This window comes from Pseudomonas sp. Q1 (assembly GCF_009935975.1).
GTDB classification, from domain to species: domain Bacteria; phylum Pseudomonadota; class Gammaproteobacteria; order Pseudomonadales; family Pseudomonadaceae; genus Aquipseudomonas; species Aquipseudomonas palleroniana.
This window is the reverse complement of the sequence record NZ_QODI01000008.1, coordinates 65037-86579: the sequence shown is the minus strand read 5'-3', so window position 1 is coordinate 86579 and position 21543 is coordinate 65037. Positions and strand designations below refer to the sequence as shown.

17 protein-coding genes are annotated in these 21543 nt (G+C 60.2%); 13 read left to right on the top strand and 4 right to left on the bottom strand.

What is annotated here, in order from left to right; translation table 11 throughout:
- Positions 1-14: 14 nt before the first annotated feature.
- The 5 genes from DK870_RS14235 to DK870_RS14215 all read left to right on the top strand — a co-directional run bounded on the left by DK870_RS14235 (position 15) and on the right by DK870_RS14215 (position 6058).
- On the top strand, positions 15-1625 hold the full coding sequence (locus DK870_RS14235) for an ABC transporter substrate-binding protein (protein ID WP_161549045.1): 1611 nt from the start codon (positions 15-17) through the stop codon (positions 1623-1625).
- Entirely contained in the window at positions 1622-2572 is a 951-nt protein-coding gene (locus tag DK870_RS14230) for an ABC transporter permease (protein ID WP_161548920.1), read from the top strand. Before DK870_RS14235 ends, DK870_RS14230 begins: the two co-directional genes overlap by 4 nt.
- 3 nt (positions 2573-2575) lie before the next feature.
- Complete coding sequence (locus tag DK870_RS14225; protein ID WP_060752829.1) at positions 2576-3475, top strand: ABC transporter permease; 900 nt, start codon at positions 2576-2578, stop codon at positions 3473-3475.
- Positions 3472-5094 carry an ABC transporter ATP-binding protein gene (locus tag DK870_RS14220; protein ID WP_161548919.1) on the top strand — a complete coding sequence of 541 codons (1623 nt, stop codon included), beginning with the start codon at positions 3472-3474 and terminating at the stop codon, positions 5092-5094. The genes DK870_RS14225 and DK870_RS14220 overlap by 4 nt, the downstream gene beginning before the upstream one ends.
- A gap of 436 nt (positions 5095-5530) precedes the next feature.
- Complete coding sequence (locus DK870_RS14215; protein ID WP_161548918.1) at positions 5531-6058, top strand: sterol desaturase family protein; 528 nt, start codon at positions 5531-5533, stop codon at positions 6056-6058.
- 45 nt (positions 6059-6103) lie between these two features.
- Here DK870_RS14215 and DK870_RS14210 read toward each other — a convergent pair whose 3' ends face one another.
- Both DK870_RS14210 and DK870_RS14205 read right to left on the bottom strand, forming a co-directional pair.
- The gene (locus tag DK870_RS14210) at positions 6104-7801 is read right to left on the bottom strand and encodes a hypothetical protein (RefSeq protein WP_161548917.1); all 1698 of its coding nucleotides are present in this window, start codon (positions 7799-7801) and stop codon (positions 6104-6106) included.
- A 121-nt stretch (positions 7802-7922) separates the two neighbouring features.
- Positions 7923-8822 (bottom strand): LysR family transcriptional regulator, encoded by a 900-nt coding sequence (locus tag DK870_RS14205; protein WP_161548916.1) that lies wholly within the window; start codon positions 8820-8822, stop codon positions 7923-7925.
- A 153-nt stretch (positions 8823-8975) separates the two neighbouring features.
- Here DK870_RS14205 and DK870_RS14200 point away from each other — a divergent pair, with 153 nt between their 5' ends.
- From DK870_RS14200 to DK870_RS14175, 6 genes are all read left to right on the top strand, one after another.
- Complete coding sequence (locus DK870_RS14200) at positions 8976-9998, top strand: polysaccharide deacetylase family protein (RefSeq protein ID WP_060752824.1); 1023 nt, start codon at positions 8976-8978, stop codon at positions 9996-9998.
- A gap of 34 nt (positions 9999-10032) precedes the next feature.
- Positions 10033-10560 (top strand): ester cyclase, encoded by a 528-nt coding sequence (locus tag DK870_RS14195; protein ID WP_161548915.1) that lies wholly within the window; start codon positions 10033-10035, stop codon positions 10558-10560.
- 238 nt (positions 10561-10798) lie between these two features.
- Positions 10799-12040 (top strand): multidrug efflux RND transporter periplasmic adaptor subunit MexE, encoded by a 1242-nt coding sequence (gene mexE / locus DK870_RS14190; protein ID WP_060752822.1) that lies wholly within the window; start codon positions 10799-10801, stop codon positions 12038-12040.
- Positions 12041-12055: 15 nt separating this feature from the next.
- Entirely contained in the window at positions 12056-15235 is a 3180-nt protein-coding gene (locus DK870_RS14185) for an efflux RND transporter permease subunit (RefSeq protein WP_060752821.1), read from the top strand.
- Positions 15232-16647 carry an efflux transporter outer membrane subunit gene (locus tag DK870_RS14180; RefSeq protein ID WP_161548914.1) on the top strand — a complete coding sequence of 472 codons (1416 nt, stop codon included), beginning with the start codon at positions 15232-15234 and terminating at the stop codon, positions 16645-16647. Before DK870_RS14185 ends, DK870_RS14180 begins: the two co-directional genes overlap by 4 nt.
- Positions 16648-17104: 457 nt before the next feature.
- The gene (locus DK870_RS14175) at positions 17105-17629 is read left to right on the top strand and encodes a hypothetical protein (RefSeq protein WP_161548913.1); all 525 of its coding nucleotides are present in this window, start codon (positions 17105-17107) and stop codon (positions 17627-17629) included.
- 60 nt (positions 17630-17689) lie between these two features.
- Here DK870_RS14175 and DK870_RS14170 read toward each other — a convergent pair whose 3' ends face one another.
- Positions 17690-18070, bottom strand: coding sequence for a hypothetical protein (locus tag DK870_RS14170; protein WP_161548912.1), 381 nt, complete (start codon positions 18068-18070; stop codon positions 17690-17692).
- 212 nt (positions 18071-18282) lie between these two features.
- Positions 18283-19305, bottom strand: a complete 1023-nt coding sequence (locus DK870_RS14165) for an AraC family transcriptional regulator (RefSeq protein WP_161548911.1) — start codon at positions 19303-19305, stop codon at positions 18283-18285.
- A 169-nt stretch (positions 19306-19474) separates the two neighbouring features.
- On the opposite strand from DK870_RS14165, the gene efeU reads away from it, so the two are divergent.
- Complete coding sequence (gene efeU / locus DK870_RS14160; RefSeq protein WP_161548910.1) at positions 19475-20320, top strand: iron uptake transporter permease EfeU; 846 nt, start codon at positions 19475-19477, stop codon at positions 20318-20320.
- Positions 20321-20330: 10 nt separating this feature from the next.
- Positions 20331-21533 carry an iron uptake system protein EfeO gene (efeO, locus tag DK870_RS14155; RefSeq protein ID WP_161548909.1) on the top strand — a complete coding sequence of 401 codons (1203 nt, stop codon included), beginning with the start codon at positions 20331-20333 and terminating at the stop codon, positions 21531-21533.
- Positions 21534-21543: the final 10 nt, after the last annotated feature.

The window sequence follows — 21543 nt, the reverse complement described above, 5'->3', positions numbered from 1 at the left end:
ATACCTCCAACTTGATGAGCCGTCTGCTGGCCCCTGGCGCATTGGCATTGAGCCTGGTCGCTTGCTCACCGGGGAATGACACCCAGACGGGCAAGACCCTGAACATCGCTTTCTTCGGCGACAACACCACGCTGGTCAGCGTCGACCCGTTCCAGGTCTATTGGCTTGAGCATCGGGTACTGCTGCGCAATGTCGCCGAGTCCCTCACCGACCAAGACCCGGCTACCGGCAAGATCATTCCGTGGCTGGCCACACGCTGGGAAGTCAGTGACGATGCGCTGACCTACACCTTCCATCTGCGCGACAACGTCACCTTCAGCAACGGTGAGCGCTTTGATGCCAAGGCGGTGAAAACCGCGTTCGACAGCGACAAGGCCCTGGCCACCGAGTTGCCGGCGACCTTCGGCGCGACTTATCTGGCGGGCTATGACCATGCCGAAGTGGTCGACGCCCTCACCATCAAGCTGGTGCTGGCCAAGCCGAATGCCGGGTTTCTGCAAGCCACTTCCACCACTAACCTGGCGATCCTTGCACCCGCTTCCTACGCCCTCAGTGTCAAGGAACGGTCCCTGGGCAAAATCATCGGCACCGGCCCGTTCGTCCTGGCCAGCTACACCCCGGAAGTCGGTGCGCACCTGACTAAACGCAAGGGCTATGCGTGGGCCTCGGCCAATATGAACAACCAGGGCGAAGCACATCTGGACGCGGTAGACATCAGCTACATCCCCGAAGAAAGCGTGCGCAACGGTCTATTCCTGCAGGGCAAGGCTGACATTCTGTGGCCGCGTAATCCGTTCTCGGAAGTGGACCTCAAACTGCTCCAATCCAAGGGCGCAACCATCCAGAGCCGCTCGCTGCCGGGACCTGCTTTGAACCTGTACCCCAACACCCGTGGTGAACGGGCGCTGGCCGACAAACAAGTGCGCCTGGCCGTGCAGAAATCCATCGACCGCAAGAGCTACGCCAGCACCGTGTACAACGCCGAATTCCCGGTGGTGAGCGGCCTCTTCGATGTGACCACGCCCTATTTCAAAAGCCAGGCGTCCAAACTGGCCTATGACCCGGCCGGCGCCGAACAACTGCTGGAACAAGCCGGCTGGGCCAAGAGCGCAGACGGCTATCGCCAGAAAAACGGCAAGCGCTTGAGCCTGAGCTACAACCTCACCCCGGCTGAAACCGCAGGCGACGTGCTGATCCAGGACCAACTGCGCAAGGTCGGTATCGAGTTGAAACTCAGCGTGGTGACACGTGCCGAATGGGTCGCCAACAATTCGGCCGGTAACTACGACCTGACCAGCACCTACATGACCCGCGCCGACCCGATCATCCTGCAAACCATTCTTGATCCACGCACCGCCAACAGCTCGACCCTGGCTACCAACCTTTACTCACCCGCCGTGCTGGATCAAGCCAAGGCTTTATTCGATGCCGGCATCACCGCTACCCAAAGCCCACAGCGCGCGGCGGCCTATGGCGACCTGCAGGACCTGCTGATCGATGAAAGCTCGGCATTCCCGATATACGAGCGAGTCTGGCAGGCCGCCACGTCATCCAAAGTGAAAAACTTCCGCTGGACCGCCGAGGGTTTCGCGCTACTGGGTGATATCGAGATCGGCACACCATGAGCCGCTACCTGATCGGCCGTGTCGGCCAGGCGCTGCTGGTACTGTGGGGTGCCTATAGCGTCGCCTACTTCATCCTTTATCTGCTGCCCGGCGATACGCTGTCGATCATGCTCAGCGCCGCAGGCATGGAGGCCGATTCGCTGTCGGTGGACGACCTGGCCAAGGCACGGGCGTATTACGGCCTGGATAAAGGCTTGTTCGAGCAGTATTTCGACCTGCTGATGGGCGCGCTGCACGGTGACTTCGGGCAATCCCTCTCGCTCAATCGTCCGGTCGCCGAGCTGCTCGCCGAGCGCTTGCCTCAAACACTGTCCCTGGCCGGATTCGCCATCGTGCTGTCGTTACTCGGCGGCATCGGCCTGGCCTACCTGAGCGCCTACATTCGCTGGCAGCCATTGAAAAAAGCCCTGGCCCGTCTGCCATCCCTGGGGTTTTCAGTGCCGGTGTTCTGGATGGGCCTGTTGCTGATCCAGGTGTTTGCCTTCGGCCTTGGCTGGTTTCCCGCCACCGGCAGTCGCGGTGTTGAAAGCCTGGTACTGCCGGCAATCACCCTGGCGATTCCCAGTGCGGCGGTGTACGCCCAAGTGTTGCAACGCAGTTTCCAAGGCGTATGGCAAGAGCGCTACATCGTCACCGCCTATGCCAAGGGCTTGAGCCGGGGCCAGGTGCAAGCACGTCATGGTTTCAAGAATGCAGCGCTGCCGATCCTGACCCTGATCGGCCTGCAGGTGGGCAATACGGTGTCGGGCGCGGTGCTGGTGGAAACCATTTTTGCCCGCTCCGGCATCGGCCGCCTGGCCCAGGAGGCCGTGCTGCGGCAAGACATTCCCGTGGTGCTGGCGATTGTCGCCGTGTCGGCGGCCGCGTTTGTGCTGGTGAACCTGTTGGTGGACCTGCTCTATCCCTGGCTCGACCCACGTATTTCCCACACGCCAAAGGTGTCCTAGACCATGACCATGCTTGAGCAGAACCTGCGCGGTAAAGCTGCCCCGGCCAGCCCTGACCTGTGGCAACGTCGCAGCCGCCTGCAACGCACAACGACAGTGGTGCTGCAGTTGCTGCGCCGTCCGGGGTTCAGCCTGGCGTTGCTGGTACTGGTGTTTGCGTTGATCGCGGCGGTGTGGCCGCATGGGCTCAGCAGCTACGATCCCTACGCCACCGCGCCGGCCGACAAGCTCCGCGCGCCCAACCTGACCCACTGGTTCGGCACCGACGAACTGGGCCGCGATCTGTTCACCCGCGTGGTATACGGCGCCCGCTTGTCAGTGCTGGCTGCCTCCCTGGCGGTGGGAATCGCACTGCTGGGCGGCTTGGGGCTGGGCATTTTGTCGGGCTTTGCCGGGGGACGCATCGATGCGCTGATCATGCGCGTTGTCGATGTGCTGCTGGCCTTGCCCGGCCTGTTGCTGGCGCTGGCTATCGTCACCGCGATCGGCTTCGGCACTGTACCGGTCGCTATCGCAGTAGGTGTCGGGATCATCCCCGGGTTCGCCCGCACCACCCGCGCCGAGGTGCTGCGGGTCAAGACCTTGCCCTACGTCGAAGCCGCACGCCTGGGCGGCGCCAGTTGGGGGCGGACCTTGCTGCGGCATATTCTGCCCAACGCCTGGGGGCCGGTGGCAGTGCTGGCGACCCTGGATTTCGGCGCCGCGATCCTGGCCACTGCCGGCCTGAGTTTTCTCGGTTTCGGCGCCGCACCACCGGCCGCGGAATGGGGCACCTTGATCGCCAACGGTCGGCACTTTCTGATCACCGCCCCGTGGGTGTCACTGCTGCCAGGTCTGTTCCTGGTCGCCGTGGTGTTCAGTCTCAACCATATCGCCCGCACCTTCGAGGAGAACCAGCGATGAACGCTCTAGTGGAGGTTCGCCAACTCAGCGTCACCTACCGTTCCGGCGGGCAAGTCAATCAAGCGGTGCGCACGCTGTCATTCGCCATCGCCCAGGGCGAAACAGTGGCGATTGTCGGCGAGTCCGGCTCGGGCAAGTCGACCCTGGCCAATGCCATCCTCGGCCTACTACCGGACAACGCACAGATCAACGCCGGGCAGTTATGGGTGGACGGCAACGACCTGACTCACGCCAATGAGCGCCAGAAACGCAGCTTGCGCGGCCGCACCGTCGGCCTGGTGCCTCAGGACCCAATGGTCAGCCTCAACCCGACCCTACGCGTCGGCCAGCAAATTGCCGAGGCGCTGATCCTGGCCAAGGGTAAACGCTACCCTGCGGTGGATGCCGACATTGTCGAGCTGCTGCAACAGGTGGGCATCGACCAACCCGTGCTGCGCGCACGTCAGTATCCCCATGAACTTTCCGGTGGGATGCGCCAACGCGTGCTGATCGCCATTGCCCTGGCCGGCAACCCGCGCTTGATCATCGCTGACGAGCCCACCAGCGCCCTGGACGTCACCGTACAGCGCAAGATCCTCGACCACTTGCAGCGCCTGGTCAGCGAGCGCGGGATTTCGCTGCTGATCATCACCCATGACCTGGGTGTGGCCGCCGACCGCGCCGACCGGATCCTGGTGATGCAACACGGCGAGCTCGTCGAGCAGGGGCCACCACGCCAGATCCTCGGCGCGCCACAGCACGACTACACCCGCGCTCTGATTGGTGCCGCCCCCGCGCTCGCCAAACGTCGCGCGCCCTTGACCCGCATCGATCCCGCGCAGCCTCCCATCCTGAGTTTGCAAAACGTGGGCAAAACATTTGCGCTGCCCAAGGTCAAGGGTGAGGACTCGACGTTCCTGGCCCTTGAAGGTCTCAACCTGCAAGTTTATCCCGGCCAGACGCTGGCCATTGTTGGCGAGTCCGGCTCGGGCAAGAGCACCGCGCTACGCATTGCCCTGGGCCTGGAAAAACCGACCCAGGGTCGGGTCTGGTTCGAGCAACAGGACGTCACCGACCTGAGCTGGCGCGACTTTCGCCCCCTGCGCCAGCGCCTGCAGTTGGTGCAACAGAACCCGTTTGCCGCCCTGGACCCACGCTTCACAGTGTTCGAGAGCATTGTCGAGCCGCTGGTGTCATTCGGCTTGCTCAAGGGCCCGGCCCTGGAGCAGGCGGCGCGGGAGTTGATCGCACGCGTACACCTGCCCGTCAGCTACCTCGATCGCCTGCCTCGCGAACTGTCCGGCGGCCAATGCCAGCGCGTCGCTATCGCCCGTGCCCTGGCGCTCAAACCTGACTTGCTGCTGCTGGACGAGCCAGTCAGCGCGCTCGATGTATCGGTGCAGGCGCACATTCTTGAGCTTCTGGAAGAGCTGCAACGGGAGACAGGTATTGCCTATGTGCTGGTGTCCCACGACCTTTCGGTGGTGGCTAACTTTGCCCATGAGGTGCTGGTTTTACGCAATGGCCGGGTGGTTGAACAGGGCTCGGTGGAGCGGATATTCAATCGGCCGGCCAGCGATTACACGCGTGAATTGATTGCAGCCATACCCGGTCGACAGGTCACGGCGACAGCCGCGTAATCAGCCACCTGAGCTGTCACGCAGCAAACTGATCCTGGACGTGAGGTTGATCCGAACCCTCTCCCAGTTCAAGCGTTGAGCTGCTGCCCTGGTCCAGATCGACTCTGCCGTGGGCGGCGCATGGAGGTTCATCTGCGGGGGCATGCGGTGTCCAGTGTTCAAGCAGGTGCTTGAACCCTCTGCGAAAAAATACCTGGAACGTTGAAGCGGTTGCTGCGGACATCAGATCTCCTTGAAGTAAACAGTCCGGGGGCTGTTTTAATCCACAAACCGCTTCACTGCAAACAGCGTCAATACGGACTCCTTGCCACACGTGAACGTCAGTCGTTTGCAACATTCTGAAGATGTGACGCTGCGTTCATGACGCAGTTGCCAGTCATAGCGCAGCCCTTCAGAATCCGCCTCTTCCATCGGGCACTACAGGGATATTCTGCACATGGCTGCTTCCAATAAATGGCTGATGTCGTCAGTCGCTTATTACCTCGACTTCTTCACCATTCCCCTCTTCATCCTCCTTGCCCTCTATCTCGCGCCTTTTGACCTCGGCCTGGCACTGGCCGGCTGGTTGGCCTGGACACTCGTGGAGTACTCGGCCCACCGCTTCCTGTTCCATTCGCTGTACCGCCGCGAGCACTGGACCCATCACGTCGACGTACTCGCCTACATCGGCGTGTCGAGCTGGAAAACCAGCTCAACCTTTGCCGCGCTGTTGCTGCTGGGCTGGTTCACCGGCCTGACCTCGGTTTTTGTGGGGGCGGTGAGCGGATACTTCATTTACATCTCGGTGCACTACGTGATGCACCGCCCCGAGCATTGGGCCTACCGTTTTATTCCAGGGCTGGTGGCCAATCATGATCTGCACCATCGCCAGGGTGTCGAAAAGAACTTCGGGGTGTCGTCGCCGCTGTGGGATCACGTGTTGCGCACCTATGTGCGGGCTGAAACCCTCAACCGGTACGAGTAGGCACGCAACGGCCTGGCGGTACATCCGCCATGGCCTACTCGAACATCACCGCTCGAGATCAGCGCCCTCCCTGTCGAGGTCCTTTTTTGACGCTTTGCTCATTGATCGGCTCTGTTGGGGCTCCGCACGCTGGTATTGATCTCGCAGCCGCTTCGTCAGCTCAAGCGTAAAGGGCTCGTCTTCAATCGCCAGCAGGAATAGGTGCAGAGGAAGGTCTCCGGTCTCGCCACTGCCTAAAATCTGCATGGCGTCATCAACGCTGTCGAAAACTTCTCCAATGTCAGAGGCCGCATCACACAGGCCAAAGCTGATGAAGCTGGCCCAGTCCCAACCACTGCTGCGAACATCCAGCTTAAGCTTGGCCGCATTGGGGTTTCTGTTTGCATCGAGTATCAACTGCTTCAACGCCTGCGCCGAGCTGACTGTCGGAACCGGCGAGTCGAATCGCAGTTGGGGCGATTCGTGATAGAACAGGTAATACCCACCGCGGGGCAACCTGGAAAGCTTGGGCAATTGACCCTTCTTGCTGCCTACGTCAGCCTCCCAGTCTTTTGCGCGTTTTGCCTGCAACAACACAGCTTTGCGGCAGACCAGCCCGCCAATGTTCAAGGCAATGATCACACCGATATCGGCTCCCACGCGAGTCTCTTCCTCAGTGTTGGCCAATTGCAGCATGCCCAGGTAAGACTGGGACATGGGGTAACCAAATAGCGGAATGTACTTGGAGGCCCACTCCGAAAGCCCATCTTCGACACACTGACTGAACCGACCATTCAGGGGGTCTTCGGTCGACACCGCGCGGTTAAGCACATCAGCCATTTTCTGTTGGCAACGGAACATCCCCCAATAGATGGACCACAGCACATCAACGTGCAGGTTTTGAGGCGATGCCACCAGCCTGGTCAGCAATTGCCATTGATCCGAGCTGTGCAGGTCGGCCAGCAATTGGCTTGCGCAAGGCTCCTTCATATTCGCAGCTGCCAGTTGGGCGCTGGCTTCAACAATGTTGGCGAAACCGCCCGTGACCGGCACGCCGTGATGCGCGGAATAGGCGCGTTTGCGCAGCTCCAGTGCCTGCTTTTGCAGGTCGGCGTAGACGCTATCATGCGGGCGCTTCTGGAACACCAGTCGCGCCAGATGTTCGCGTGCCGACGCCATGTCGCCTTGCATGATCGCGGCATTGACACCCGCCAGGTGTGCACCGAAATCAGCAGCCAGCCAGACTTTGCCACAAGCGGCAGTCAAGGCTTGTGTTGCGTCCTTGAGAAAGTCGCTCAGGTTGTGATGATCTTGAGTGAGGTTATGCAACTCAACTTTAAGTTTGGCCTGCTCTTGACGCTTATCGGTGACGTATTGGTTGTGTGCGGCTATCTGGCTGTCACGCAGTGCCTTGCTGCTGGGATCATCATAGGCACGGATGGCTTGCGCATGCTTTTCTTTGGCTTCTGTGAGTTGGCTATTCGTCTTGCTGAATGGAGCGACAAACGCGCCAAAGCCATAACCTTTTTTCTTTTGGTCGTCGTGCTGTTGCTGGCTGCTCTCCAACTGCTGCAGGGTGTTCGACAATGCATCGTTGCGCTCTTTGACGCCATCACGCATCTTCAGGTCATCAATTTGAGTGATCTGTGCCTGCGTCCGAGTCCGACGTTCAGAGTAGTCATTGAGGGTTCTGGAGATAAATGCAGACAACTCGCGCCCGAGCGCGGCGACAGTGCGACGGTCTAGATTGTGTAGCGTGGTCATCAATGACTTCCTGGTCAGTTGCAGCAACAATTGGATGCGCCATGGCGCGATAACAACAGCCTATGGATTGTGCCGCGGCGGCGCACGGCATCACAAGCGCACTGCCCTCTGACACTCGCCGTCAGCCCGTCGCATCGACGCTCGACAAGCGCGCCACGATCCGTTCGATCAACATCCGCACCCGCTGCGGCTGAACGCGGCTCGGCGGATAGACGATGTTCAACGCGGTACTGCCCAGGTCGTAGTCCTTGAGCAGCTCAACCAGGCGCCCGGCAGCGAGGTCGGCGCTGACGTCCCATACCGATTTCAGGCAGATGCCGTGACCGGCCAGGCACCACTGCCGCACCAACGCGCCGTCGTTGGCCACCCTGCGGCCGCGCACCAGGACCCGATGGGTGTGCCCGTGACGCTTGAAGGTCCACTCGCGCGAAATATTGCTACCAAAGCGCATTACCAGGCATTCGTGGCGGGTCAGGTCTTCGGGGTGCAGCGGCGTGCCATTGCGTTCCAGGTACTGTGGCGAGGCGCATACGACGCGGCGGTTCTCACCCATCGACCTGGCGTGCAACGTGCTGTCGGCCAACGCCCCATAACGCACGGCAAAGTCGATGCCCTGGCTGACGAGATCGACGTAGCCGTCGCTCAGGTTGAGGTCGATGCTGACTTGCGGATGCTCCTCCATGAACTGCGCCAGGATCGGCTCAATGAGTTGGCGCCCGAGGTCTACGGGAGCGCTGAGGCGGATCGGCCCGCAGACCTGGTGCACCCCCAGGCGAATACTGCTGTGCAGTTCATCGGCTTGCGCCAGCAACTGGCGCGCGCCCTCGACCAGCAGTCGGCCCTCGTCGGTCAGGTTGATCGCACGCGTGGTGCGGTTCAGCAGGCTGGCACCGTAGAAACCTTCCAACTGCGCCAGCCGCTCGGAGACGGACGCGGGCGAAAGCCCCAGCTCCCTGCCGGCTGCCGATAACCCGCCTTTCTCGACGATCAGCAAAAACAGTTCAAGGTTCTTTAGCAGCATTGTTCGGTATTTCCGAAGATGGTTTTTGATTTTTGCCCGATTATCAAAATAAACCTAAAGGCATAGGGTTGCATCCATCCGTTTACAGCGTGGAGTGAAGCGATGCCTTCCAGTGACCCGACAGTACCTATCATTCAATCCGGGATGGCCCCGATGAATGCCCCCCGCAACCCGCTTGCGCCACCTGACCCTCAGCGGCGCACCTTCCTGGCCCAGGCCGGTGCAGGCGCAGCCGTACTTGCCGCAGGCGCATTACTCAATCCGGCCCGCGCCCATACGGCGCCAGCCTCCTCGCCTGCCCCGGCCCAAAGCCCGCCAAACGGCCGGTTCTGGCCAGGCGACACGCGGCTGGTGGTGTCGATCTCGATGCAGTTCGAAGCCGGTGGCCAACCGCTCAAAGGCACTGACAGCCCTTTTCCGAAAGTGCACTTCCCCGACAGTGTTCCAGCGGACCTGGCCACCACGACCTGGTTTGCCTACGGCTACCGCGAGGGCATTACGCGGATGCTTGACCTGTGGGACCGACACGCGGTGAAAGTCACGTGCCACATGATCGGCGACGCGGTAAAGCGCAACCCCGCGCTGGCCCGCGAGATTGTCGCACGCGGTCATGAAGCCTCGGGTCACGGGCCCCACTGGAGTTCGCAATTCGCCATGAGCCGCGATGACGAACGCACGTTCCTGCGCCAGGCGGCCAGCGTGCTGCAAGACGTGACCGGCCAGCCGGTCACCGGCTACAACTGCAATTGGCTGCGCCGAGGCCCCAATACCCTGTCGCTTCTGCAAGAGTTGGGTTACGTCTATCACATCGATGATGTGAGCCGGGACGAGCCCTTTATCGAGAAGGTCAACGGCAAGGACTTTGTCGTCGTGCCCTACACCTTGCGCAACAACGACATCGTGCTGATTGAGGGGCGCAACTACTCACCCTCCCAGTTCCTGGAACAGGTGAAGCTGGAGTTTGACCAGCTGTACGCCGAAGCAGGCAGCCGACGCCGGATGATGTCCATCAGTGCCCACGACCGTATCAGCGGCACACCCCAGATGGTGCGGGTGTGGGACGAGTTCCTGCGCTACGCCAGCAGTCATCCGGGCGTGGCCTTCATGCGCAAGGACGCCATCGCCGACTACACCCTCAAGAGTCCGCTCAGCCTGCGGGAAACCGAGACGATTTGAAGCCTCCCCCTTTTGCATTCAAGGAAACAGCCCAATGAAACACTATCGAATCACTGCCCTGGCCTTGGGTTTGGCCCTGTCGGGTGCGGCCGTCGCCGCTAACACCGAGCTGGTCAAACCCGGAACCCTTGTGGTCGACAAAAGCCTCACCACCAGCCAACGCGAGACCATGGAAAACGTCGCCCGGCGCTACGACACGTTCTGGCATACCGGCGATGAAACCCTGGCCCGCGCAGCGTTGGCCGATCACTTCATCGACAAGACCCCACCGCCAGGGCGCAAACAAGGGCCCCAAGGCCCCCTGCTGGCTTCCCGGGCTTTTCGTGGCGCGGTGCCCGACCTGAGCTGTGAGATCGAACAAATGATCATCGCCGGTGACCGGGTCGTGGTGCACCTGCATTTTCGCGGGCACTTCACCGGCACCTTTGGCGAGATCAAGGGCAAGGGCCAGTCGGTGGATTTCATCGCCACCGATATCTACCAGATCGAAGACGGCAAGATCACCGCCAACTGGCACATCGAAGACAACCTCACACTGATGAAGCAGTTGGGCGCACTTTAGCCAAAACACACCCTGCCACACCGCCAGAAATGTGCGCTGCGTAGACTGATTGCGCAGCGTGCAAAAGTCTTTTGTCATCACGCCTATTGATAGCACCCTAACGAAACCCCCATGCTAGAGGGCTAATCTCGCGCTTATATCATTCCGAATGATAGTTACCTTTGCTTCATTCGATTCGTGACATAGCACATCGCCGCGCATGATCCGCCCATCTCAAATACATTGGCGGATGCACCTCATGGAACAGTCACTCAAACATTTGCGCTTCCCCTTGGCGATCCTGGCCGTGGTGGTGATGAGCGCATGCGGCAAAACCCCGGAACAAGCGGCCGCCATGCCCCCTGCCAAAATCAGCGTGGCCAAGGTGCTGGAACAACCGGTCAACGAGTGGGACGAGTTCACTGGTCGCCTGGAAGCCCCGGAAACCGTGCAGATCCGTCCGCGAGTCTCGGGCCAGATCGATCAGGTGGCGTTCACCGAAGGCGCCTTGGTGAAGAAAGGCGACCTGTTGTTCCAGATCGACCCGCGTCCGTTCCAGGCCGAAGTGCGCCGCCTTGAAGCCCAGTTGGCCCAAACCAAAGCCGCCGCCACCCGCAGCGATAATGAAGCGCAACGTGGCGAACGCCTGCGTCAGAGCAATGCGATTTCCGCCGAACTGGCCGACTCGCGCACCACCGCCGCCCAGGAAGCTCGCGCCGCCGTAGCCGGCATCCAGGCGCAGTTGGACCTGGCCAAGTTGAACCTGAGCTTCACCCGCGTGACCGCACCGATCAGCGGCCGCGTCAGCCGTGCCGAAATCACCGCCGGCAACCTGGTGACCGCCGATGTCACCGCACTGACCAGCGTGGTCTCCACCGACAAGGTCTATGCCTACTTCGACGCCGATGAACGCGTGTACCTCAAGTACACCGAGTTGGCCCGCGAAGGCCGTCGTGGCGCAACCACCCCGGTGTACCTGGGCCTGTCCAACGAAGCCGGCAACCCGCACCTGGGGCAGATGAACTTTGTCGACAACCAGGTCAACCCGGCCACCGGCACCATCCGCGGTCGCGCCGTGTTCGATAACAGCAAGGGCGAATACACCCCTGGCCTGTATGCCCGCCTGAAGCTGGTCGGCAGCGGCACCTACTCCGCCGTGTTGATCAACGACGAGGCGGTCGGCACCGACCTGGGCAAGAAGTTCGTGCTGGTGATGGACGGCGACAAGCCGGCCTATCGTGCGGTGGAACTGGGGCCGAAGATCGAAGGCTTGCGCATCGTGCGCAGCGGCCTGAACAAGGACGACACCATCGTCGTGAAGGGCTTGCAGCGCATTCGCCCGGGGTCGCCGGTAGCGCCGGAAACCATCCCGATGGCCAGCAAGGAAACCCTCGCCGCCTTGGCACAACAACGACAAGCGCTTGAAGCCAGCAACCTGGAGCAAGTGGCGCCGGATAAAGCCGCGCCCAAGCTCGCAGCCGTCGCGACTCCACGCGGTTAAGGGATACGACTCAAGATGAATTTTTCCAAGTTCTTCATTTCGCGGCCGATCTTCGCAGCGGTGCTCTCGCTGTTGATCCTGATCGCCGGTGCGATCTCGCTGTTCCAACTGCCGATCAGCGAATACCCGGAAGTGGTGCCGCCGACCGTCGTGGTACGCGCCAACTTTCCCGGCGCCAACCCCAAAGTCATCGGTGAAACCGTGGCCGCTCCGTTGGAGCAAGCCATCACCGGCGTCGAGAACATGCTGTACATGTCCTCGCAGTCGACCGCCGACGGCAAGCTGACCCTGACCATCACCTTTGCCCTGGGCACCGACTTGGACAACGCGCAGGTACAGGTACAGAACCGTGTGACCCGGACTCAGCCGAAGCTGCCTGAGGAAGTGACGCGCATCGGTATCACCGTGGACAAGGCCTCTCCCGACCTGACCATGGTTGTGCACTTGACCTCCCCGGACAAGCGTTACGACATGCTCTACCTGTCCAACTACGCCTTGCTCAATGTGAAGGATGAGCTGGCACGCCTGGGCGGCGTGGGTGACGTGCAGTTGTTCGGCATGGGCGACTATTCCCTGCGCGTCTGGCTGGACCCGAACAAGACCGCTTCGCGCAACCTGACCGCGACCGATGTGGTCACCGCGATTCGCGAGCAGAACCGCCAAGTGGCCGCGGGTGCACTGGGTGCGCAACCGGCTCCGAATGCCACCAGCTTCCAGTTGTCGGTGAACACTCAGGGCCGCCTGGTAACCGAGGAAGAGTTCGAGAACATCGTCATTCGCTCGGGCGAAAACGGTGAAATCACGCGCCTGAAAGACATCGCACGGGTGGAACTGGGTTCCAGCCAATATGCCCTGCGCTCGTTGCTCGACAACCAGCCGGCGGTGGCGATCCCGATCTTCCAGCGTCCGGGCTCGAACGCGATCGAAATCTCCAACGAAGTCCGCGCCAAGATGGCGGAACTCAAGCAGAACTTCCCGCAAGGCATGGACTTCAGCATCGTCTATGACCCGACCATCTTCGTGCGCGGCTCGATTGAAGCGGTGGTACACACGCTGTTCGAAGCACTGATTCTGGTGGTGCTGGTGGTGATCCTGTTCCTGCAGACCTGGCGCGCCTCGATCATCCCGTTGGTGGCCGTGCCGGTCTCCTTGATCGGTACCTTTGCGGTGATGCACCTGTTCGGCTTCTCGCTTAACGCGTTGTCGCTGTTCGGCCTGGTATTGGCCATCGGTATCGTGGTGGACGACGCCATCGTGGTGGTGGAAAACGTCGAACGGAACATCGAGCTGGGCCTGGACCCGTTCCCGGCGACCGAAAAAGCCATGAGCGAAGTAACCGGCCCGATCATCGCGACCGCGTTGGTACTGTGCGCGGTGTTCGTGCCGGCGGCCTTTATCAGCGGCTTGACCGGGCAGTTCTACAAGCAGTTCGCGCTGACCATTGCGATCTCCACGGTGATCTCGGCGTTCAACTCGCTGACCTTGTCGCCGGCGCTGGCTGCGGTACTGCTCAAAGGGCATGACGCACCGAAAGACGGCTTCTCCCGGTTCCTCGACAAATTGCTCGGCGGCTGGTTGTTCAAACCGTTCAACCGTTTCTTCGACAAGGCCAGCCATGGTTACGTCGGCACCGTGCGCCGCGTGATCCGTGGCAGTGGTATCGCGCTGTTCCTGTACGCCGGCTTGATCGTCCTGACCTGGCTGGGCTTTGCCCACACCCCAACCGGTTTCGTACCGGCCCAGGACAAGCAATACCTGGTGGCCTTCGCGCAATTGCCGGACGCCGCGAGCCTGGACCGCACCGAAGACGTGATCAAGCGCATGTCCGATATCGCCCTGAAACAACCGGGCGTGGAAGCGGCGGTGGCGTTCCCGGGCCTATCGATCAACGGTTTCACCAACAGCCCGAACAGCGGCATCGTGTTCGTGACCTTGAAGCCGTTCGACGAACGTAAAGACCCAAGCATGTCGGCCGGTGCGATTGCCGGCGCGCTGAACGGCAAGTACAGCAGCATCCAGGAAGCCTACATGGCGATCTTCCCACCGCCGCCGGTACAGGGCCTGGGGACAATTGGCGGCTTCCGCCTGCAGATCGAAGACCGTGGCAACCTGGGTTATGACGAGCTGTACAAAGAAACCCAGAACATCATTGCCAAGAGCCATAACGTGCCGGAGTTGTTTGGCCTGTTCACCAGCTACACCGTCAACGTACCGCAGGTCGATGCCGCCATCGATCGCGAAAAAGCCAAGACCCATGGCGTGGCGATCAGCGACATCTTCGACACCCTGCAGATCTACCTGGGTTCGTTGTATGCCAACGACTTCAACCGCTTTGGCCGTACCTACCAGGTCAACGTGCAGGCTGACCAGCAGTTCCGCCTGGATGAAGACCAGATCGGCCAGTTGAAAGTGCGTAACAACAAAGGCGAGATGATCCCGCTGGCGACCTTCATCAAGGTCAGCGACACCTCGGGCCCGGACCGTGTAATGCACTACAACGGTTTTATCACCGCTGAAATCAACGGCAACGCCGCACCGGGCTACAGCTCCGGCCAGGCCCAGGCGGCAATTGAAAAACTGCTGAAAGAAGAACTGCCCAACGGCATGACCTACGAGTGGACCGACCTGACTTATCAGCAAATCCTCTCGGGCAATACCGCGCTGTTCGTATTCCCGCTCTGCGTACTGTTGGCGTTCCTGGTACTGGCCGCCCAATACGAAAGCTGGAGCCTGCCGCTGGCGGTGATCCTGATCGTACCGATGACGCTGCTGTCGGCCATTACCGGGGTGATCATCTCGGGTGGCGACAACAACATCTTCACCCAGATCGGCTTGATCGTACTGGTGGGCCTGGCCTGTAAGAACGCGATTCTGATCGTCGAGTTCGCCAAGGATAAACAGCAGGAAGGCCTCGACCCGCTCGCCGCGGTACTGGAAGCCTGCCGTCTGCGTCTGCGGCCGATCCTGATGACCTCGTTCGCCTTCATCATGGGTGTGGTGCCCCTGGTGTTGTCCAGCGGTGCCGGTGCCGAGATGCGCCATGCCATGGGCGTGGCGGTGTTCTCCGGGATGATCGGGGTGACCTTCTTCGGGCTGTTGCTGACGCCAGTGTTCTACGTACTGATCCGTCGCTATGTAGAGCGCAGCGAAACGCGCAAAGCGGCCAAGGCCTTGAAGCTGGAGACACAGCAATGAGTGTGAAAGTATTTTTGCCGAGCCTGCTGGTACTCGCACTGAGCGCGTGTGCGGTAGGCCCGGACTACAAAACCGAGAAGCTGGAGGCGGCCGATATCACGGCCGCCGCCGACACCAAAAGCTATGACCATGCCAAATACGAAGGCATCTGGTGGCAGCAGTTCGACGATCCGACCCTCAACCAACTGGTCACCCAGTCACTGAGCGGTAACCGTGACTTGCGCGTCGCCTTCGCCCGTCTGCGGGCGGCGCGGGCCATTCGCGATGACGTGGCCACCGACATCATGCCGGTGGTGACCTCGCGGGCCAGCAGTGACGTGGGCAAAGGCCAGATCCCGGGCCAGACCACCAAGCGTGTCAACAGCGAGCGTTACGACCTGGGGCTGGACATGGCCTGGGAAGTCGACTTGTTCGGCCGCATCCGCCGCAACCTGGAGGCCAGCGACGCCGACCAGCAAGTGGCCGAAGCCGACCTGTACCAACTGCAAGTCACCATGATTGCCGAACTGGTGGACGCCTACGGCCAACTGCGCGGCGCTCAATTGCGTGAACGCATTGCCCTGGACAACCTGAAGAACCAGCAGGAATCGCGCGCCATCACCGTCAGCCTGCGTGATGCCGGTGTCGGCGATCAGCTCGATGTGGAACGCGCCGACGCCCGCCTGGCGGCGGTTGAGGCCAGCGTGCCGCAACTGCAGGCCGAACAAGTGCGCGAGCGCAACCGCATCGCCACCCTCCTCGGCCAGCGCCCCGACAAGCTGAGCGTGGACCTGAGCCCGAAAGACCTACCGGCGATCGCCAAGGCATTGCCGATCGGCGATCCAGGGCAGTTGCTGCAACGTCGCCCGGACATCCTCAGTGCCGAACGCAAACTGGCCGCCGCCACCGCGCGTATCGGCGTGGCCAAGGCCGACCTGTTCCCACGGGTCAGCCTCAGCGGCTTCCTCGGCTTTACCGCCGGACGCGGTTCGCAGATCGGTTCAGCGGCCGCCAACGCCTGGTCCCTCGGCCCGAGCATTACCTGGGCCGCCTTTGACCTCGGCAGCGTGCGTGCCCGCTTGCGCGGCGCCAACGCCGAAGCCGATGGCGCCCTGGCAACGTATGAGCAGCAAGTGCTGCTGGCGCTGGAAGAGTCGGAAAATGCCTTCAGTGACTACGGCAAACGCCAACAGCGCCTGGTTTCGCTGATCCGTCAAAGCGAATCCAGCCGCGCCGCGGCCGACCTCGCAGCGATCCGCTACCGCGAAGGCACTGTGGACTTCCTGGTCCTGCTCGACGCCCAACGCGAACGCCTGGCCGCCGAAGACGCCCAGGCCCAGGCGGAAGTCGACTTGTATCGCGGGATTGTCGCGATCTACAAGGCCCTGGGTGGCGGCTGGCAGCCGGACACGGTGGTCGCCAGCGCCAAATGATGTAAAGCGCTCCTTTGGTTGGTCGCATCCAGCCAATTTTTAGCCCTGCGGTCCATTCGGTCGTGGGGCTTTTTTTGTTTTGGGGGTCCTAAAATGTTGAAGGTTAGTTCTGTAGGTCGGATAAGAAGTCTTTTGTAAGTAAGGACCTAATGCCGTGCTGTGTTTGGCATTTAGGATTAAAGGGTATTTATTGCAAGCATTATTTTTATGGCTCGAGTGCGACGACACATAGAACTACAAAAATTGATTATTCAAACTCTCTGAAGCTCCACTCAACTGGCTGCGTCCGACCCCAGAAAGCCGGTGACGGATCAAGCCGTCAGAACCGATTGTAGGATTTTGTAAGCAACTTCCAAAATATTCTTCACAGCCTAGTAAACCTGTAAATATTAAAGTGATTGGTTCTAGCATTACGCTGCACCGCAAATATTTCTGAGCAACAGCGGAGGTCATCACCATGGCAATTGTACCCACGATTGAACTCGCACAACGGTCAAAGGCCACCAGCGCTTATCTCATCAAAAACCCTAAAGAAGTCAAAAACGCATTTTCTATAACGGACGATGCCAAGGCAGCCGAGATACTGAAAACCAGCGACAACAAGAAGGTTGCCGAGTTAAAGGATTTTTTGAAAACTTACGATATGGCATCGATCAGTACACGCGAACTAAAGAAAGTAGGCAGAGAACTTTACGATAGCGGAGCGATTGACGTAATGACATTTGGAATGTTCATAAGCGGAAATGGAGAGTTCGATGCCAAGGGCAATCAGGCAAATACGCACGTTAAATTTAACGCTATCGCGTTATTCAATGAGAAGTTAGAAGAGTATGCTAAATTTCTCGAGGAATACCCCGTTCACGCTACACAGGATAATCTGAGATGGAAACAGGCGATGGTCGCAGCCAATCATGCTATCGGTGCCCTCATGCACTTCGCCAACTCATCCAACCCTAAGCTTTCTGTGGATGATCAGGCATGATTGCGACGCTTAGCCAGCAGTGAGCCCATCAACAGCTTGGGCTCACTGTTGACACTCTCTTCAGCGACCGTACTTGACAGTTCCCAAGTAGACTTTAGGTGCAGCATCAGGATTTTTTATCATCACCCGATAAGTACCAAATGAACCGCTATACAAAACATTACTACCCGTATTTCCTGCCACCTGAGCCCACGACGAACCTATTTCCTTATGTATCGATAGCTGAGGTGGCCTTCCGCGGTCTACCGCAGTAATGGTTGCATCAATGTTCGCATTCAGGCACCCATTCGCGGAGGTTATGGTAAAGGGTCCGTAGGCCACTTTTTCGCTTTCTCCTTCCAGTATTCCCGTATAGGTGTCCGTAATAGACCAACACCCAGCAAACGCTTGAAAGGACACAAAAGCCGACATCAAAACGACAAAGGTGATAAACCTTTTCATGATTTCCATCCTCACAGTTGAACGACAGGTTGATCAAGTGACCTACCTATCCCCCAACCCCTCAGACAGAACTACAGGTAGGAATCACCCACCTACAATGCACGTTTTATAACCCTGAATATGCCAGACGCGTCCTATCATCAAATAAGCCAACTCTGTCATACCCAGGAGAAAGTCTTGGTCAGCTATTTCCTAGTCCCGCAGGGCGGCAACTAAAACCGGCTGTGTTCATTCAGAATCAGACTTCGATAATGCCCAGGATTGGACCCCGACCACTTACGAAATGCCTTATAAAATGAACTTGCATCGGCAAACCCCAGCCGCGCCGCAATTTCAGCGAAGCTGATCTGCGGTTCGGCCAGCCAGACGATTGCCAGTTCCTTGCGCACGCTGTCCTTGAGGCCCTGGTAGGTCTGCCCTTCTTCCGCCAGACGGCGGCGCAGGGTGGAGGCGGAAATGCATAGGCGGGTCGCCAGGCCCTCGGTTTCCGGCCAGGTCTCGGGGGGCATTTGGCGCAGGTCGTGTTTGAGGCGATTGGCGAGGCTATCAGGGTCGCGGTATTTGACCAGGATGTTGGCCGGTGCGTGGGCCAGGAAGCGCTTGAGTTCCTCGTTACTGCGCTTGATCGGCAGGTCGAGGCAGTCTGCGGAAAAGATCATGCGCGTGCGTGGCCGATCAAAACGCAGGTTGTCGGAAAACATCACTTGGTAATCGTCGCAAAAGTCCGGCTGCGCGCAACGCAGCTCGATGGCCAGGATCGGAATTCGTCGCCCCGCCAGCCAACACGTCACGCCGTGGACAATCATCCAATACGTAAAATAGGTGAATGCCCGATTGGGTTGCGCCTCGGGTTCCACCAACACGATTTCCGCCAGACTCTGCTGGCGGACCAGTTGCGCGGGCAACCGCTCGAGCATCAGCGACAGAAACCCCAGCGCGGTTTCCAGGCCGTCGGCCAGGGTCGGTTGCGCGATGGCGGCGCGGCAGAGAAACGCCAGGCTGCCGGATTTGAGCTTGCGCGGGTCCATTCCGAAAAATTCATCGTCCATGCGCCGCGCCAACAAACGCCACAACCGCGCATACGCCGTCGCCGGCACACGGGCGTCGCCCTGCTCCAACGCCGCCGGGTCGATACCGGCCTTACTCAGTACTTCGGCAATCGCCATGTCGCACGCACAGCTCTGCAGCAGCGCCTCACGCACAAGATGGATGGAGATGGTGTCTTTTTCCGCCATGGGGAATGGGCTTTTCAACGGCGCATAAGCAAGGCCTGCATCATAAAGGCGCTTGCGATTCGCCACCACCGTTCAGCCTCGGTTCAGCGAAAGTCAATATTTCTTGTTTAGCAATGAGTATCATTATGTTACAAATTGCCATCTCATCCAGTCATGATTGCGGTGCCGAATGCTTGTTCCTTTTTTAATCATGCTGCGCGAAGGCATTGAAGCCGCATTGATCGTTGGCATCATCGCCAGTTACCTGCAACAGACCGGCCGTGGCCAATGGATGCCCGCCGTGTGGATCGGCGTATTTCTCGCCGCCGCCCTTGCCCTGCTGGTAGGCGGTGGCCTGGAGCTGGTCAGCGCTGAGTTCCCGCAGAAACAACAGGAGCTCTTCGAAGGCGTCGTAGGGTTGATCGCCGTGGGCGTCCTCAGTTCCATGGTGTTCTGGATGCGCAAGGTCGCACGCTCCATCAAGCACAGCCTGCATGAGTCCCTCGACCACGCCCTGGCTGGTTCAAAACATCAAGTGTTCGCGCTGATCGCCATGGTGTTTTTCGCCGTGGCCCGTGAGGGGTTGGAGACGGTGTTCTTCCTGCTGGCCGTGTTCCAACAGAGCGAAGGCCCCGGCGCGCCGATCGGTGCCCTGCTCGGCCTGATCCTGGCGATTGTGGTCGGCTTGCTGATCTATTCCGGCAGCATGCGCTTGAACCTCGGCGCGTTCTTCCGCTGGACCGGCCTGTTCATTCTGGTGGTCGCCGCCGGCATCCTCGCCAACTCAGTGCAGGCCTTGCATGAAGCCGGCGTGTGGAACCACCTGCAAACCGTGCTGTTTGACTTCAGCGCCGCGCTGCCCATGGACAGCCCGCTGGGCTCGGTGCTGGCCGGTATGTTCGGTTACCAGGAAGCGCCCACCGTCAGCACCCTGGGCGCTTATCTGATTTATCTGGTGGTGGCCCTGGTGATGTTCTTCCTGCCTTCGGCGCCCGCCAAGCCGATTGCCAAATCTTCTTCCGTTTCCAGCCAGTAAGGACCGCCTCTTGTCCAACCCAACCCCTCAACCGGCCCCACCGTCCCGCGCCCTGCGCTGGGCCGTGGCCGGCTCGGTGATCGTGATGATCGCCGCCGGTGGCTTGTTCTACTACGCCTCGCAGTTGGCCGCGGCCAAACGCCAGAGCAACCACAATGAAATCGCCGTGACCATCCACAGCCACGCCTGCGAACCCAACGCGCTGACCGTGCCTGCCGGGCGTGCCAGTTTTCGTATCATCAACCGCTCCGACCGTGCGGTGGAATGGGAAATCCTCGACGGTGTGCTGGTGGTCGAAGAGCGCGAGAACATCGCGCCCGGCTTGAGCCAGGTGATCAACGCCAACCTGTTGCCCGGCGACTACGCCATCACCTGCGGCCTGCTGAGCAACCCACGCGGCACCCTGCATGTGACGCCGACTGCCGAGTCCGACGCGCAGGCCAAGGCCAAACCGTCGATGGTGGCGTTTATCGGCCCACTGTCGGAGTTCCGGGTGTACCTGAGCAGCCAGGGCAGCGCGCTGGTCAAGGCCGTGACCGCCCTGCAGCAAGCCATTGACGCCGGTGACCTGGCCCAGGCGCAGGCGCTGTATGTGCCGGCCCGCGAAGCCTACCAACGGCTGGCGCCCGCCTCCCAGCGCCTGGCCGAACTGGACAACGCCATCAACGCGCGTGCCGACTACTTTGAAAAGCGCGAGCAAGACCCCGCGTTCAGTGGCTTCCACCGCCTGGAATACAGCCTGTTCCAGCAGCACAACCTGGACGGCCTGGCACCGGTTGCCCAACGCCTGGTCAGCGATGTCACCCAGCTCAAGCAACAATTGCTGACGCAGTCGCTGCCACCGGAACAACTGGTCGGCATCGTGGTACGCAACCTCAACAGCCTGGCGGACACGCGTGCTATCAGCGGTGAAGAAGAACGCTACAGCCACGTCGACTTGAACGGCTTTGCCGCCAACATTGCGGTGGCACGCAAGGTGGTCGACCTGATGCGCCCACTGTTGACCCAATCCGCTGCCGACCTGTTGCCCAAGGTCGACAGCGCACTCGACGCGTTCGATGCTGAACTCAATGGTTTCAAAGTCGACGGTCAATTCAGCCGCTACGACAGCGTTACGGCCGATCAGCGCAAGCAGATCGCCGACAAGGCCAAGGCTCTGGCCGTTGCACTCGATGGAATCGACCCCGCCCTTGGCCTTTCCGGCCTGCAGTGAAGACGACCGC

Bases quoted from the DNA above. Each gene is read 5' to 3' on its own strand.
- DK870_RS14170 (WP_161548912.1), bottom strand. From the start codon at position 18,070: ATGAAAAGGTTTATCACCTTTGTCGTTTTGATGTCGGCTTTTGTGTCC.
- DK870_RS14220 (WP_161548919.1), top strand. From the start codon at position 3,472: ATGAACGCTCTAGTGGAGGTTCGCCAACTCAGCGTCACCTACCGTTCC.
- DK870_RS14185 (WP_060752821.1), top strand. From the start codon at position 12,056: ATGAATTTTTCCAAGTTCTTCATTTCGCGGCCGATCTTCGCAGCGGTG.
- DK870_RS14180 (WP_161548914.1), top strand. From the start codon at position 15,232: ATGAGTGTGAAAGTATTTTTGCCGAGCCTGCTGGTACTCGCACTGAGC.
- efeU (WP_161548910.1), top strand. From the start codon at position 19,475: ATGCTTGTTCCTTTTTTAATCATGCTGCGCGAAGGCATTGAAGCCGCA.
- DK870_RS14225 (WP_060752829.1), top strand. From the start codon at position 2,576: ATGACCATGCTTGAGCAGAACCTGCGCGGTAAAGCTGCCCCGGCCAGC.
- DK870_RS14195 (WP_161548915.1), top strand. From the start codon at position 10,033: ATGAAACACTATCGAATCACTGCCCTGGCCTTGGGTTTGGCCCTGTCG.
- DK870_RS14210 (WP_161548917.1), bottom strand. From the start codon at position 7,801: ATGACCACGCTACACAATCTAGACCGTCGCACTGTCGCCGCGCTCGGG.
- DK870_RS14205 (WP_161548916.1), bottom strand. From the start codon at position 8,822: ATGCTGCTAAAGAACCTTGAACTGTTTTTGCTGATCGTCGAGAAAGGC.
- DK870_RS14215 (WP_161548918.1), top strand. From the start codon at position 5,531: ATGGCTGCTTCCAATAAATGGCTGATGTCGTCAGTCGCTTATTACCTC.
- DK870_RS14165 (WP_161548911.1), bottom strand. From the start codon at position 19,305: ATGGCGGAAAAAGACACCATCTCCATCCATCTTGTGCGTGAGGCGCTG.
- DK870_RS14200 (WP_060752824.1), top strand. From the start codon at position 8,976: ATGAATGCCCCCCGCAACCCGCTTGCGCCACCTGACCCTCAGCGGCGC.
- mexE (WP_060752822.1), top strand. From the start codon at position 10,799: ATGGAACAGTCACTCAAACATTTGCGCTTCCCCTTGGCGATCCTGGCC.
- DK870_RS14175 (WP_161548913.1), top strand. From the start codon at position 17,105: ATGGCAATTGTACCCACGATTGAACTCGCACAACGGTCAAAGGCCACC.
- DK870_RS14230 (WP_161548920.1), top strand. From the start codon at position 1,622: ATGAGCCGCTACCTGATCGGCCGTGTCGGCCAGGCGCTGCTGGTACTG.
- DK870_RS14235 (WP_161549045.1), top strand. From the start codon at position 15: ATGAGCCGTCTGCTGGCCCCTGGCGCATTGGCATTGAGCCTGGTCGCT.